The sequence below is a fragment of the Gluconobacter sp. GP1 genome, from assembly GCF_032913585.1.
Classification (GTDB): Bacteria; Pseudomonadota; Alphaproteobacteria; order Acetobacterales; family Acetobacteraceae; genus Gluconobacter; species Gluconobacter cerinus.
Genome location: NZ_JASGXC010000001.1, coordinates 392421 through 406540 on the forward strand (window position 1 = coordinate 392421; position 14120 = coordinate 406540).

A 14120-nucleotide genomic window follows, 5' to 3' on the forward strand; every position below is an offset into this window, starting at 1 on the left:
CTTCACTTCTTCATGGACACGGTTGGTCGTGTCATTGACATCGCCCTCTTCCAGAGCCGCCGTCAGAACTTCGTCTATCATGCGGGCAATGGTGCGGAACTCGTCTTCGCCGAAACCACGTGCCGTTGCAGCGGGGCTGCCCAGACGAATGCCAGACGTGACGAACGGCTTTTCCGGATCGAACGGAATGGCGTTCTTGTTGGCTGTGATGCCAGCGCGTTCCAGAATTTCTTCCGCAAGCTTGCCCGTCACCTTCTTGGGGCGAAGATCAACCAGCACCAGATGGCTGTCCGTGCCACCCGTCACGATGTCGAAGCCACGAAGCTGGAGTTCGTCGGCCAGTGCCTTCGCATTAGCCACAACGCGCTTCTGGTAGTCGCGGAAGTCGTCCTTCAGGGCCTCACCGAAGGCAACGGCCTTGCCAGCGATGACATGCATCAGCGGACCACCCTGAAGGCCTGGGAAGACCGCAGAGTTGATCTTCTTGGCGAGCTCAGCGCTGTTCGTCAGGATGATGCCACCACGCGGGCCACGTAGCGTCTTGTGAGTCGTGGACGTCACGATGTCAGCATACGGTAGTGGGCTCGGATACAGGCCAGCGGCAACCAGCCCGGCAAAATGAGCCATGTCCACCATCAGATAAGCGCCAACTTCGTCAGCAATCTTCCGGAAGCGCGGGAAGTCGATCACGCGCGGATAGGCGGAACTGCCTGCAACGATGATCTTCGGCTTATGCTCACGAGCCAGCTCTTCCATCTGATCGTAGTCGATCAGACCGTCCTGCGCGCGCACACCATACTGAACGGCGTTGAACCACTTGCCGGAGTAGTTCGGAGCCGCACCGTGGGTCAGATGTCCGCCAGCCGCGAGGCTTAGACCCAGAATGGTGTCGCCCGGCTTTGCCATTGCCATGAAGGCTGCCTGATTGGCATTGGCGCCGGAATGCGGCTGCACGTTTGCAAATTCTGCGCCGAACAGCTTCTTAAGGCGCTCGATAGCAAGGGTTTCAACGCGGTCCACGTCAACGCAGCCACCATAGTAGCGCTTGCCAGGAAGGCCTTCAGCGTACTTGTTGGTCAGAACAGAGCCCTGCGCTTCCATCACGGCAAAAGATGCCATGTTCTCGGACGCGATCAGCTCGATACCATCCTGCTGACGGGTCAGTTCGTCATTCAGAATTGCTGCAACTTCGGCATCAGCCTCTTTCAGAGGCGCGTGGAAAAAAGGATTCAGCGTGGACTGGCTGGCGTGTTCCGACATCGTGGTCCATTCTCCAGGGTGAGTTCGCCCCGTCACTACCGCAGAATGCGCGCGTCGGCAAAAACAATCCGTGTTTCCAACGAGGATCTTTCATGACCAATCCGCTCTGGCGGACCAAGCCTGTGTCTTCCGCTGCGTCTGACAATACAGGCCTGAAACGTGTTCTTGGCCCCTGGCACCTCATCGCACTCGGCGTCGGTGTGACCATCGGTGCCGGCCTGTTCTCCCTGACAGGCGTTGCAGCAGGCCAGAATGCAGGCCCTGCCGTCACGCTGTCCTATCTTATCGCCGCCCTCGCCTGCGGATTTGCCGGCCTCTGTTACGGCGAACTGGCTGGCATGATCCCGTCTGGTGGGTCAGCGTATTCCTATGCCTATGCGTCCATGGGTGAGTTGATCGCCTGGATCATCGGCTGGGATCTCGTACTTGAATATACAGTGGGTGCGGCCGCTGTGGCCTCTAGCTGGTCGGGCTATGTGTCCTCCCTGCTCTCCGGCTGGGGCATTACGATTGATCCGCGGCTTCTGGCAACACCCATGACACCTGTGACACTGGCGGATGGGTCAGTGGTCAGTGCCTGGTTCAATTTTCCGGCGGTTCTGGCTATCTGGGTCGTGACAGCCTTGTTGATGCGTGGTGTCAGCCAGTCTGCCGCCGTGAATAACGTCATCGTGGTGATAAAGCTGGCGGTGATCGCTCTGGTGCTGGTGTTCTGCATCCCGCATATCAAGCTGGCAAATTACCATCCCTATATTCCACCGAATGACGGCACCTTCGGGCATTTTGGCTTTTCGGGCGTGATGCGTGCCGCGGGGATGGCATTCTTTGCCTATCTGGGATTCGATATCGTCTCCACAACCGCGCAGGACAGCAAAAATCCAGCCCGGGATATCCCGGTCGGCATTATCGGAAGCCTGCTGATCTGTGGTGTTGTTTATGCAGTGTTCTCTGCGGTTCTGACGGGCGTTGTGAACTATAAAGTCATGGCGAATGATCCAAGCCCGGTTGCAACAGCGATTGATGCTGCTGGTGCCCCCTGGCTCGCCAGTCTCGTGAAACTGGGGATTACAGTAGGATACGTTTCTGTCCTGTTTGGGCTTCTTCTGGGTCAGGCGCGTGTATTTCTGGCCATGTCGCATGATGGGCTGCTTCCGAAAGTCTTCGCGAAGTTGAACACGCGCACGCATACGCCCTGGACGTCCCACCTTTGCTTTGCCGCCCTGACAAGTGTTCTGACTGCAGTGCTGCCGATTGGTGAGTTGGGCAACATGACCTCCATCGGAACCCTGCTTGCGTTCATCATTGTTTGTGTCGGCGTTCCACTCTTAAGGATGAAGGAGCCTCAGGCCTCACGCCTTTTCCGTGTGCCCGGTGGGCCGATTATTCCGGTTCTGGGCGTGTTGTCCTGCGGTGCGGTTATGGTGTCTCTGGATATGCTGACATGGGTTCGGCTGGTGGTATGGCTCGTGATCGGGCTGGCGATTTATTTCTGTTACGGAGTACGTCACAGCCTGCTTTCCAGATAGAAAATATAGGAGCATGATTGGGGGCATGACGAACGCATCATTCCCCCTCTTCCGCCCGCGGCGTAATCGCCACGATGCCTTTACACGTCGGCTGGTTCAGGAAAATCGACTGCACGTCGATGACCTGATCTGGCCGATTTTCGTTTGTGAAGGCGAAAACCAGCGCCAGAAAGTGTCCTCCATGCCCGGTGTTGAGCGCGTCAGCCTCGACAATCTCGTGGAGCATGTCCGTCCGGCTGTTGAGCTTGGCATCCCGGCGGTTGCCATCTTCCCCATCACGCCCGTCGAACTGCGTGATGCAACCGGTACTGAAGCCCTGAACCCGGACAATCTGATGTGCCGCGCATCGCGCGTCATCAAGGAAGCTTTTCCGGAGCTCGGCGTCATTGGTGACGTGGCACTCGATCCCTACACGGATCATGGCCATGACGGCGTTATTAAGGACGGCCGTATCCTCAATGACGAGTCTGTCGAGATCCTGCGTCAGCAGGCCCTCAATCAGGCCCGTGCTGGAAACGACATTATTGCGCCGTCTGACATGATGGATGGTCGTGTGCAGGCAATCCGCGAAACACTTGATGCCAACGGCTTCGAGACCGTCCGCATCATGGCCTATACCGCGAAATACGCTTCTGCTTTCTACGGCCCGTTCCGTGATGCGCTGGGATCAGGTGGCCTCCTGACGGGTGACAAGAAAACCTATCAGATGGACCCGGCCAATTCGGACGAAGCTCTTCGTGAAGTCGAACAGGATATTCGTGAAGGTGCGGACATGATCATGGTCAAGCCGGGAATGCCGTATCTGGACATTATCCGCCGCATCCGTGACCGTTTCGCTGTGCCGACCTTTGCCTATCAGGTGTCCGGAGAATACGCGATGCTTGCCGGAGCTATACAGAATGGCTGGCTTGAGCGGGATCGGACCATTATGGAGAGCCTTATCGCTTTCAAGCGTGCTGGCTGTAACGGCATTCTGACATATTTTGCGATTGATGCTGCCCGTCTTCTGAAAGAAGACCGCTGATAAATCGTCGCGCACGAGGCGTTCAGGCTTATTACGGAGGCCTGAACGCAGAAGAAATCGCAAGGCGCCATATGGTGGAGGCAGGGCTGGAAATTCTGGCTCAAAGGCTCAGAACGCCATATGGCGAAATCGATCTTCTGGTTGCGGATGAAGACTGGGTTATCGCTGTCGAGGTAAAAAGCCGTTCCACACTCAGGGATAGCGTGGAAGCCCTTCAGCCTCGTCAGGCTGAGCGGCTGATGGCAGCCTTCGAGTATGTCCTTGCGACCAGACCAGACTGGTCACGCCCAAACACGCGTTTTGACGTTATAGCTGTCAATCGTGAGGGGCAGGCGCGACGCATCATAGATGCGCTACGCCTCACATAATATCAGGTGCGACGGCTACGAACGTGGCGATGAGCTGTTGTCGCGGTAGCTGCATGTGGGCGGTAAGCCACGTTACGGATCACAGCGTGATGTCCGCTCCATGCCATTGAGTGGCTTGCAGAGTGACGAGCAAAGTGAACAGCCGGACGGTGGTAAACCGGGGTTGCTGTCAGCGCATCAAATGTCAGCTTGCTGGCTTCGTAATCAGTGATGGCTGCACGGGCATGAGCCTTTCCGGCTCCCATGCATAGTCCAACGCCCATAATGCCGAGAGCAATTCGGCCAGCCCACTGTCGCGCCATTGATGTGTTTCCATCCCTGTTTTGATGGAACTACCGTATGACGTAATCAGAGGGTTCGACAACCCCGATGGGAAAAGTTTTAGAAAAAATCAAGGTCTTGCCACTTTTGGACACATCATGGCTGAATTGTGGCGTCTGCAAGCCTTGAAAAAGGTTGAATTCCGGCCGTTTCAGCGGCCGGAATTAACGAAATCAGGCATTCGCCGTAGCGATTCCTTTTTCGGTCAGCAGAGTCTCAAGTTCACCGCTCTGGTACATGTCCGTCACGATGTCGCAGCCACCAACGAACTCACCTTTGACGTAGAGCTGCGGCACGGTCGGCCACTGTGAGAAATCCTTGATGCCCTGACGAAGCTCAGCGCTTTCAAGAATGTTGCAGGTCTCGAACGGCACGCCAAGGTGGTTCAGGATCTGCACAACGCGCGCAGAGAAGCCGCACTGTGGGAAGAGTTTGTCACCCTTCATGAACAGCATGACCGGGTTTGCGTCGATCAGGTTCTGGATATGCTGGAACACGGTCTCAGACATTGGTTTTTCCTTTTGTCGGCATCAGGGAGAGGCAATGCCCTCCCTGGCTGTCAGCAGTCACTTCAGAAGGGAATGATTCCCCCTGAGTTCAAGGGGTCAGGGTTTTGAGAGCCATTGCATGCAGCTCAGTACCCATGCGGGTTCCGAAGGCATCATAAACCAGTTTGTGCTGGCGTACACGAGAAAGCCCTTCGAATGCCGTGCTGACCACGGTGCAGGCGTAGTGATCCCCGTCCCCGGCCAGATCCTGAATTGTGATCTGGGCATCGGGAATAGCGGCGAGGATAGTCCGTTCGATTTCGGATGCTGTCATCGGCATATGTCAGGCGTCCTCACCCATGAATTTCGGGAAGAATGCTGCGTTGATGTCGCGCAGTCTGCTGGCTTTTAGTGCAATACCATCCGCAAGCTTCAGTTCCTTGCCGCCGGAATGACCCAGCTTGCGGGCGGGGACATGAGCTTTTTCGGCTGCGGCAAGGAGGGCCTGAGCGCTTTTGGTCGCCACAACATAGCACGCTTGATCTTCACCGAACCAGAAAGCATGCAGCGGAATGTTGGATGGGGGTGCATTCAACACGCATCCAACATCTCCAGCCATGACCATCTCAGCCAGTGTCACGAGAAGACCGCCATCTGCAATATCGTGGCAGGCCGTGACCGACCCGGCTTCAATCTGTCCGCGCACAAAGTCACCGTTCCGGCGCTCTGCAACAAGATCAACATGAGGTGGAGCACCGTCTTCGCGATGGCAAATTTCACGGAGCCACAGGGACTGTCCGAGTTCCCCACGGATTTCGCCGATCAGAACCAGATCATGATCTGCAGGCATGGACAGTCCGATGGACCGCGAAGCATCTGCCAGAACACCCAGAGCGCCGATCGCTGGTGTCGGGAGAATAGCCTGGGCCAGACCTGATGGTGAACGTGTCTCGTTATACAATGAGACGTTGCCACTCACGACCGGGAAATCCAGCGCACGGCACGCCTCACCCATGCCTTTGATGGCTTGAGCAAACTGAGCCATGATTTCCGGGCGTTCCGGATTGCCGAAATTCAGGTTGTCCGTCACGGCCAAAGGCTTCGCACCTGTTGCCGTAATGTTGCGCCATGCTTCGGCAACAGCCTGTGCTGCTCCGGTTTTCGGGTCAGCCTGACAGTAACGCGGGGTGCAGTCCGTCGTCAGGGCGAGACCCAGACGCGTTCCTTCCACGCGCACAATGGCAGCATCTGCTGCACCTGGGCGACGCGCCGTATTCCCGCCGACGGATGCATCGTACTGGTTCCAGATCCATGCGCGGGACGCCAGATCCGGGCAGCCGATCAATGTCAGCAGAGCATGCTCAATCCCTACCGGGTCTGCAGGTGGCTGGATGTGCCGTGGGGCGTCCAGCGGAACAGTCGGGCGATTGTAGATCGGAGCTTCATCGGCCAGCGGTGCCAGCGGAATATCCGCTTCGACCTGTCCGTTGTGCTTGATTGTGATGCGGCCACTATCTGTCAGTTGCCCGACGATCGCGAAATCCAGTTCCCATTTTTCAAAGATGGCCCGGGCCTGCTCGGTGCTTTCAGGCTTGAGAACCATGAGCATACGCTCCTGGCTTTCAGACAGCATCATTTCGTAGGCTGACATGCCGGGTTCGCGCTGCGGAACGGAATCAAGGTCAAGCTCAATACCGACGCCACCCTTCCCTGCCATTTCAACAGCAGAAGACGTCAGGCCAGCCGCACCCATATCCTGAATGGCCACGATCGCATCGGTGGCCATCAGTTCAAGGCACGCCTCGATCAGCAGCTTCTCGATGAACGGGTCACCCACCTGAACGGTTGGGCGCTTGGAGGCGGCCTCATCGTCGAACTCGGCGGAGGACATGGTAGCGCCATGAATACCGTCTCGACCGGTTTTGGAGCCAACATAAACAACCGGATTTCCAATGCCTGCAGCAGCAGAAAGGAAGATCTTGTCCTGCTTGGCAACACCGACTGTCATCGCGTTGACGAGCGGGTTGCCGTCATAGGCCTTGTGGAAGTTGACTTCCCCGCCGACTGTCGGAACGCCGACGCAGTTGCCGTACCCACCTACGCCGCGAACAACACCATCGACGATACGGCGCGTTCCCGGGTTCTTTGGGTCACCGAAGCGCAGGGCATTCAGGTTGGCGACCGGACGCGCGCCCATGGTGAACACGTCACGCAGGATACCGCCCACGCCTGTCGCTGCGCCCTGATAAGGCTCGATGAAGGACGGATGGTTGTGGCTTTCCATCTTGAAGACGGCAGCCAGACCTTCGCCGATATCAACAACACCCGCGTTTTCGCCCGGCCCATGAATGACCCATGGAGCTTTGGTTGGCAGCGTCTTGAGATGGATGCGGGAGGATTTGTAAGAACAGTGCTCGGACCACATGACCGAGAAAATGCCAAGTTCTGTAAAGCTGGGCGTGCGGCCCATGATGCTCAGGAGCTTGTCATATTCCGCAGGTGTCAGGCCGAACGACTGGGCCAGTTTGGCGTCGATTGTAACACTCATCCGACGAGAGCCTCCACCAGGCCTTTGAAGAGCGGCACGCCGTCAGTCGCGCCGATTTCCGGGTCAGTCAGGTTTTCAGGGTGCGGCATCAGGCCACACACACGGCCATTTTCACTCAGGATACCAGCGATCGAGCGCGTGCTACCGTTGGGATTGGAGTGGCGATTGCCCTCTGAGACCTGTCCATCAGTAGCACAATAGCGGAATGCAACCCGCCCCTCTCCTTCGAGACGCTCAAGCGTTTCAGGTGAGGCCGTGTAGTTGCCATCGCCATGCGCAAGCGGTGCACGGAAAATGTCGCCGCTCTTCCATCCTTGCGTGAATGCCGACGCGGCATTTTCAACTTTGAGGTGGCAGTCCTGCGACAGAAAGCGCAGGCCAGCGTTGCGAAGCAGTGCGCCTGGCAGAAGATGCGTTTCCGTCAGGATCTGAAAGCCGTTACAGACACCGAGAACATGGCCACCCTTCTCAGCGAAAGCTTTGACTTCGCGCATGATCGGAGAATGAGCAGCCATGGCACCACTGCGCAGATAATCCCCGAAGCTGAAACCCCCTGGCAGAACCACGAGATCCAGATCACCAAGGGATGTGTCCCGGTGCCAGATCATCTTCGGGGTCTGGCCGGAAACCAGCTTCAGGGCGTGCACCATGTCGCGCTCCCGGTTCGTGCCAGGAAATACGACGATACCTGCCTTCATTTCTGAGCCTCCGGAGCCGTATGGCAGGGGTAAGCGTCATGCAGGGCGCGGTAAACGGCCTTGCCGCCCGACTGCGTCAACGCATCATTATGAGCGTGCAGCCAGGAAATCAGCTTGCCGCGGACCTGCGTTGTCGTTTCGCTGACCGGAACACAAAACGCGACAGGCGCGCCAGCGTCATCGGCGTAGCTGTCATATTTCTTGGACCAGACTTCGCTGTCCATGACGCCTGCGAGATACGCGTCACAGAGAGCGGTAGACTTGCTGGCTGAGCACATGTTGCCCAGAGCTTTTCCGGAGACCTTGGAAACGCGCTGTGCATGAGCAGGAGCCGCAGCTACGGTCACGAGACCGGCAGCCAGAAGAGCAGCGGAGAAGAGCTTCATGCCGCCACCTCGACGCTGAAGTCTTCAATGACCTCGTTAGCCAGAAGAGCGCGGGCCATGGCCTCACCCTCCGCAAGAGCTGCAGCATTGTCCTGCGCGGCAACGTCCAGTTCGATCACGCGATTCACGCGGACTTCACCAACACCTTTGAAACCCAGAGACTCAAGAGCGTGGCCCACGGCTTTGCCCTGCGGGTCAAGCACGCCATCTTTCAGAGAAACGAAAACGCGGATTTTCATTATACTGCCTCCGGACCCTTGAGGTCTCCATTACTGGCTTCGGGCAGGATCCCGAGACGCCGTGCAACTTCCTGATAAGCTTCTTCGACCCGGCCCATGTCCCTGCGGAATCGGTCCTTGTCCATTTTCTCGCTGGTCTTGCTGTCCCACAGGCGGCAGTTATCAGGAGAGATCTCGTCAGCGACGATAATCCGCATCTCCTCGCCTTCCCAGAGACGGCCGAATTCCAGCTTGAAATCAATGAGGGTGATGCCAACGCCCATGAAGATGCCCATCAGGAAATCATTGGTCCTGAGAGCAAGCGTATTCATGTCGTCCAGGTCCTGTGGTGAGGCCCAGTCGAATGCGGCAATATGCTCTTCAGAGACCATCGGGTCCCCGAGAGTATCGTTCTTGTAGTAATATTCGATGATTGTGCGCGGCAGACGGGTCCCTTCAGGGATGCCAAGGCGCTTGGCGATCGAGCCCGCCGCAACATTGCGGACCACCACTTCGAGTGGAATGATCTCGACTTCGCGGATCAGCTGCTCACGCATGTTGAGACGGCGAATGAAGTGCGTTGGGATGTTGATGTCGTGCAACTTCATCATCAGGTATTCGCTGATGCGGTTGTTCAGAACACCCTTCCCTGTGATCACGCCACTTTTGGCGCCGTTTCCGGCGGTGGCGTCATCCTTGAAATACTGCACGAGCGTTCCGGGCTCGGGCCCTTCGAAAAGAACCTTGGCTTTGCCTTCATAGAGCTGGCGGCGGCGGGCCATGAGCAATCCTTACTGCGTTGCGCCGTCCCGTTTGTCAGGGATGCGGAAACGGCTGGTCCAGCGACGGTTTTTCGGTTCCATAGCATTGCGGAACCGGAACCGCGAGAGTGCGGGAAAACTATTCCCGCCCCCGTTTGTCCAGATTAACTGAAAATGCGGTTAAAGATGCGATCAACCTGGCTGAGATGCTGCGCCGGATCGAAGGCCCGGTCCAGAACTTCCGCACTGACACGGCCGGCAACTTCCGGATCTGCTTCAAGATTCTCGCGGAACGTGCGGAAGTCAGGGTGTCCCAGCTTCGTCCATGTCTCCATGGCGTTGCGCTGGACGATCCGGTAGGCGTCCTCGCGGGAAATACCAGCGCGGGCCAGAACCAGCAGCACTTCGCCGGAATGAACAACGCCACCAAGGCTTTCCATGTTGGCGATCATCTGGTCCGGATAGACCATCAGCTTTTCCATCATACCAGCCAGACGCATCAGAGCGAAATCAAGCCCGATCGTGGCGTCAGGGCAGATGTTCCGCTCCACGGCCGAGTGGCTGATGTCACGTTCGTGCCACAGGGCAACGTTTTCCAGTGCAGGCGTAACATGAGAGCGAATCAGACGAGCAAGGCCTGTCAGATTTTCGGACAGCACCGGATTCCGCTTGTGCGGCATCGCGGAGCTGCCCTTCTGGCCCTTGTGGAAGAACTCTTCCGCTTCGCGCACTTCCGACCGCTGCAAGTGGCGAACTTCAACAGCCAGACGTTCAATGCCGCTGGCAATTACGCCCAGTGTGCAGAAAAAGGCTGCGTGACGGTCGCGAGGGATAACCTGCGTGGAGACGCTTTCGGCAACAAGTCCCAGCTTGTCGGCAACGTATTCTTCAACGGCTGGGTCAATATGAGCATAAGTGCCGACCGCACCGGAAATGGCACAGACAGCGATTTCTTTGCGGGCCTGAAGCAGACGCTCTTTGTTGCGCGCGAATTCTGCATAATGGCCAGCCAGTTTCAGGCCGAAGCTGGTCGGTTCCGCGTGAATGGCGTGGCTGCGGCCGATCGTCACGGTCAGCTTGTGCTCGTATGCGCGCGTCTTGAGGGCAGCGAGAACGCGCTCCAGATCTTCAAGAAGAAGGTCGGAAGCCTGTGTCAGCTGAACGGACAGACATGTGTCCAGCACATCCGAAGACGTCATGCCGAGATGAACGAAACGGCTGTCCGGACCAACTTTCTCTGCCAACCATGTCAGGAACGCAATCACGTCATGGCGCGTTTCTGCCTCGATCTCGTCAATCCGGGCCAGGTCAGCGTCGGAGAATGCGGCCATTGCGGCATCTCCCTTTTCGCGGATCGTTTTGGCTGATTCGGCAGGGATTGCGCCCTGTTCCGCCATGGCTTCACAGGCCAGGGCTTCAATTTCGAACCAGATACGGTAACGGTTGGCGGGCGACCAGATTGCGGTCATCTGGGGGCGGCTATAACGCGGAACCATGAGAACTCCGGAGGCGAGTGGGGCTTTACGGAGGCTGCTTAGACCAAATACGAGGATATTGCACGGACCCCTTTTGGAAGAATGACAACCTTGCTCCCTGATACTTTCGTTCACGGCCTGTTTGCGCTGGCGCAGGTCACCCTCATTGATATCACGCTCGCGGGAGACAACGCTGTTGTCATCGGGATGGCGGTTCGTAGCCTTCAGGGGCGACAGAGGCGTCTGGCCATTCTGATCGGCACGGCGTTTGCGGCCGTCCTGCGAATTGGGCTGGCACTGGTTGCAGCCCGTCTTCTGGCTATTGTGGGCCTGACGCTTGCAGGCGGCTGTCTGCTGCTCTGGGTCTGCTGGAAAATGTATCGGGAACTCCGGCACAGTGATACGGATGTTGAGGTTGACGCCCCTTCCCGTCTTGGGCCAGCCATTATCAAGATTGTCATTGCCGATCTTTCCATGAGTCTGGACAATGTCCTTGCTGTCGCAGGAGCTGCTGTTGGCCATCCATGGATTCTCATGGGTGGCCTTGCGTTCTCTGTGTTGCTGATGGGCGTTGCCGCGTCGTTCATTGCCGGGCTTCTGGCCCGTTACAGCTGGATCGCATGGTGTGGTCTGTTTGTCGTTCTGGGTGTGGCGATTGAACTCATCATCCGCGGCGGAGGAGAAATCTGGCATCATGTTGTGCTGCCGAACTGACCGACCACTTCTTCTGGCTGCTGCCCTGTTTCTTGGGGCGGCAGCTCCTTTGCCCTCTACACCCACGGTTCAGGACCGACTGGCTCAGTGGCTGTCACTTGTTGCGCCTTCAGCCACAGACCGACCTGCGGACGACTATGCCGCCTTTCTTCTGCAGACCCCGGTCTGGCCGCAACGCGCCAAAATTCTGTGGCGATATCAGAATGCCCTTACGCATACATCTGATCCTGAAACTTTAAACCGTCTCTGCCCGGCTCTTCCCCTGACACTCGTCTCGGCGTTCCTGAACTGTCAGGATCATCTCCCCAGTGGAGTGAATGAAGCGCACAGGCTTTGGGTCTCTGGTGCGGGAACCGCTCAGGAAGAAGGTGCTCTTCTGGCGCGATATGTCACTGTCTTCAGTGCGGATGATCAGTGGCAGCGTTATGCGACTCTTGAAGCCAGGGGTCAGCTTTCGGCGGCGGGACGTCAGATCCCTCGCCTGCCGCCAGAGCGTCAGGCCCTTGCACGAGCGAGACTCGCTGAACGATCCGTCTCCCCTGATGCCGACAGCGCATTTGATGCTTTATCTCCTGCGGAGCGTGCAGATCCCATTTTAATCCGCTATCGCCTGCGGGCTCTTCGGCGCGGAGACCACCTGGATGACGCTTTGGCGCTCTGGAATGATGCAGGTTCACGTCTGCAAGCTGCGGCTCCTTCTCATGAATGGTCCAGTGAAAGAGCAAGTCTCGCTCGCGCCCTACTCCTCGCAGGTCGTGTGCAGGACGCTTATGCCCTGTCGCAGGACACAACACTGCCGCTCACAGAAATCGACCGTCAGGAAGCGCAAAATCTCTCGGGCTTTATTGCTCTTCGACTATTGAACACTCCCGACCAAGCGGAGGAGTTTTTCAAGCCGCTCCAGCAGGCTTCCTCACTCGCGATGCAGGCTCGAGGCTGGTACTGGACCGCGCGCGCGCGCCAGGCCGCAGGGCACTCCGGAGACGCGCAGGACGCATTTGAGCATGCGACACATTTTCCCACGACGTTCCATGGGCAGCTTGCTCAGGCGGCTCTTTCCGGGGAGCAGTCTTTTATTTTGGTCGGAACGACGTCTCAGGAATTCGATAGTGCGCTCCAGCAAAGCTTGCACTCTCTTCCATCGGTGGCATCAGGAGACTTGCAGCGACAGGATCTCGTCGAGGCGGCCACCGACCTGATGCAGTCAGGAGATCAGGAACACGCTAAAGACTTCCTCCTGCTTCTTCTGATCGCTAATCCGACGCCGCAAGGCCAGAAGGCAGTGGCAGACCTTGGCTCACGTCTTAATGTTCCTGCCGCTGAAGTCTTTGCCGCTCATGCCTTGTCACGAAAAGGCGTTGCCCTTTATCCGCAGGGTTTCCCTAATCCATGGCCGGAAGCATCGACTGTTCCAGATGGTTTGCTTCCAGCCGTCATCAGGCAGGAAAGCGGCTTCGATTCTGCTGCGATCAGCGGGGCTCATGCCATAGGGCTGCTTCAGATCTTACCTGGAGCTGCGACGGATGTTGTGAGGCGCGCCCATCTGGGGGGCATGAATGTCTCCGCAGCGGCACTCCTAGATCCTCAGACCAATCTGACCGTCGGGAATGCTTACGTATCCCAGTTGCTCGCGCGCTTTGATAACGTCATTCCCTATGCCTTGGCTGCTTATAATGCCGGGCCGCATCGGGTGGATCTGTGGCTCAAAGCAAATCCACCTGCCGATCCTTTATCTGAAGATGGCATTCTAGATTGGATCGAACGTCTCCCTTATCGGGAAACGCGAATGTATATCGAAAATATCGAAGCTAACATGATGGTTTATCGGGTGAGCGCTTCCAATGTCGGCAACTGATTTTCGATCACTTTGTGAACAAGTACTCGCGCATCTGGCGGCAAGAAACCTTCGCCTTGTGACTGTGGAAAGTTGCACGGGCGGGATGATTTGCGCGGCCCTCACCGATATTGCAGGGTCGTCCAGCGTGATCGAAGGCGGCCTTGTGACCTATTCCAACGCCCTGAAAAGCAGCGCTGCTGGCGTTCCTGCAGACACTCTTGCTCGATACGGCGCAGTCAGTGAAGAGACGGCACGCGCCATGGCGGAGGGCGCATTGTGGCATGCTGCAGATGCGACAGTAGCGGTTTCTGTCACGGGAATAGCAGGACCAGACGGCGGAAGTGCTGAGAAACCTGTGGGAACTGTTTGCTTCGGGCTGGCGTTTTTTCCAGGAAAGGCAATTTCAGAACGACATGTTTTTTCGGGAGATCGAACTGCAGTCAGAAAAGCTACGGTGAGACATGCTCTTGAAATGATCCTGAAGGCCTGAACAAAA

16 protein-coding genes are annotated in these 14120 nt (G+C 57.2%); 6 read left to right on the forward strand and 10 right to left on the reverse strand.

What is annotated here, in order from left to right:
* The coding region (gene glyA / locus R5H23_RS01925; RefSeq protein WP_317214137.1) for a serine hydroxymethyltransferase at positions 1 to 1260 on the reverse strand (1260 nt) is incomplete at its 3' end.
* 92 nt (positions 1261 to 1352) lie between these two features.
* Here glyA and R5H23_RS01930 point away from each other — a divergent pair.
* The 3 genes from R5H23_RS01930 to R5H23_RS01940 are packed head-to-tail and all read left to right on the forward strand — an operon-like array spanning position 1353 to position 4178.
* Positions 1353 to 2786 carry an amino acid permease gene (locus R5H23_RS01930; protein WP_317214139.1) on the forward strand — a complete coding sequence of 478 codons (1434 nt, stop codon included), beginning with the start codon at positions 1353 to 1355 and terminating at the stop codon, positions 2784 to 2786.
* 25 nt (positions 2787 to 2811) lie between these two features.
* A complete protein-coding gene (gene hemB, locus R5H23_RS01935) occupies positions 2812 to 3810 on the forward strand; it encodes a porphobilinogen synthase (RefSeq protein WP_167386146.1) in 999 nt (332 codons plus the stop codon).
* 56 nt (positions 3811 to 3866) lie between these two features.
* Positions 3867 to 4178 (forward strand): YraN family protein, encoded by a 312-nt coding sequence (locus R5H23_RS01940; RefSeq protein WP_317214588.1) that lies wholly within the window; start codon positions 3867 to 3869, stop codon positions 4176 to 4178.
* 2 nt (positions 4179 to 4180) lie between these two features.
* On the opposite strand, the gene R5H23_RS01945 is transcribed toward R5H23_RS01940, so the two are convergent.
* From R5H23_RS01945 to purB, 9 genes are all read right to left on the reverse strand, one after another.
* Positions 4181 to 4480 (reverse strand): hypothetical protein, encoded by a 300-nt coding sequence (locus R5H23_RS01945; protein WP_215767377.1) that lies wholly within the window; start codon positions 4478 to 4480, stop codon positions 4181 to 4183.
* 192 nt (positions 4481 to 4672) lie between these two features.
* On the reverse strand, positions 4673 to 5008 hold the full coding sequence (grxD, locus tag R5H23_RS01950; protein ID WP_046901638.1) for a Grx4 family monothiol glutaredoxin: 336 nt from the start codon (positions 5006 to 5008) through the stop codon (positions 4673 to 4675).
* 88 nt (positions 5009 to 5096) lie between these two features.
* Positions 5097 to 5327, reverse strand: a complete 231-nt coding sequence (locus R5H23_RS01955) for a BolA family protein (RefSeq protein WP_046901639.1) — start codon at positions 5325 to 5327, stop codon at positions 5097 to 5099.
* A 3-nt stretch (positions 5328 to 5330) separates the two neighbouring features.
* The gene (purL, locus tag R5H23_RS01960) at positions 5331 to 7535 is read right to left on the reverse strand and encodes a phosphoribosylformylglycinamidine synthase subunit PurL (RefSeq protein WP_317214142.1); all 2205 of its coding nucleotides are present in this window, start codon (positions 7533 to 7535) and stop codon (positions 5331 to 5333) included.
* Positions 7532 to 8233, reverse strand: coding sequence for a phosphoribosylformylglycinamidine synthase subunit PurQ (gene purQ / locus R5H23_RS01965; RefSeq protein WP_317214143.1), 702 nt, complete (start codon positions 8231 to 8233; stop codon positions 7532 to 7534). The genes purL and purQ overlap by 4 nt, the downstream gene beginning before the upstream one ends.
* On the reverse strand, positions 8230 to 8619 hold the full coding sequence (locus R5H23_RS01970; protein ID WP_064272889.1) for a Rap1a/Tai family immunity protein: 390 nt from the start codon (positions 8617 to 8619) through the stop codon (positions 8230 to 8232). The genes purQ and R5H23_RS01970 overlap by 4 nt, the downstream gene beginning before the upstream one ends.
* Positions 8616 to 8858, reverse strand: a complete 243-nt coding sequence (gene purS / locus R5H23_RS01975; protein ID WP_046901643.1) for a phosphoribosylformylglycinamidine synthase subunit PurS — start codon at positions 8856 to 8858, stop codon at positions 8616 to 8618. The genes R5H23_RS01970 and purS overlap by 4 nt, the downstream gene beginning before the upstream one ends.
* On the reverse strand, positions 8858 to 9619 hold the full coding sequence (purC, locus tag R5H23_RS01980) for a phosphoribosylaminoimidazolesuccinocarboxamide synthase (RefSeq protein ID WP_046901644.1): 762 nt from the start codon (positions 9617 to 9619) through the stop codon (positions 8858 to 8860). Before purC ends, purS begins: the two co-directional genes overlap by 1 nt.
* 143 nt (positions 9620 to 9762) lie before the next feature.
* A complete protein-coding gene (purB, locus tag R5H23_RS01985; protein ID WP_317214144.1) occupies positions 9763 to 11094 on the reverse strand; it encodes an adenylosuccinate lyase in 1332 nt (443 codons plus the stop codon).
* A gap of 81 nt (positions 11095 to 11175) precedes the next feature.
* Here purB and R5H23_RS01990 point away from each other — a divergent pair, with 81 nt between their 5' ends.
* The 3 genes from R5H23_RS01990 to R5H23_RS02000 are packed head-to-tail and all read left to right on the forward strand — an operon-like array spanning position 11176 to position 14114.
* Positions 11176 to 11787 (forward strand): YjbE family putative metal transport protein, encoded by a 612-nt coding sequence (locus tag R5H23_RS01990; RefSeq protein ID WP_317214145.1) that lies wholly within the window; start codon positions 11176 to 11178, stop codon positions 11785 to 11787.
* Positions 11768 to 13642 carry a transglycosylase SLT domain-containing protein gene (locus tag R5H23_RS01995; protein ID WP_317214146.1) on the forward strand — a complete coding sequence of 625 codons (1875 nt, stop codon included), beginning with the start codon at positions 11768 to 11770 and terminating at the stop codon, positions 13640 to 13642. Before R5H23_RS01990 ends, R5H23_RS01995 begins: the two co-directional genes overlap by 20 nt.
* The gene (locus tag R5H23_RS02000; RefSeq protein WP_317214147.1) at positions 13629 to 14114 is read left to right on the forward strand and encodes a nicotinamide-nucleotide amidohydrolase family protein; all 486 of its coding nucleotides are present in this window, start codon (positions 13629 to 13631) and stop codon (positions 14112 to 14114) included. Before R5H23_RS01995 ends, R5H23_RS02000 begins: the two co-directional genes overlap by 14 nt.
* Positions 14115 to 14120 lie beyond the last annotated feature (6 nt).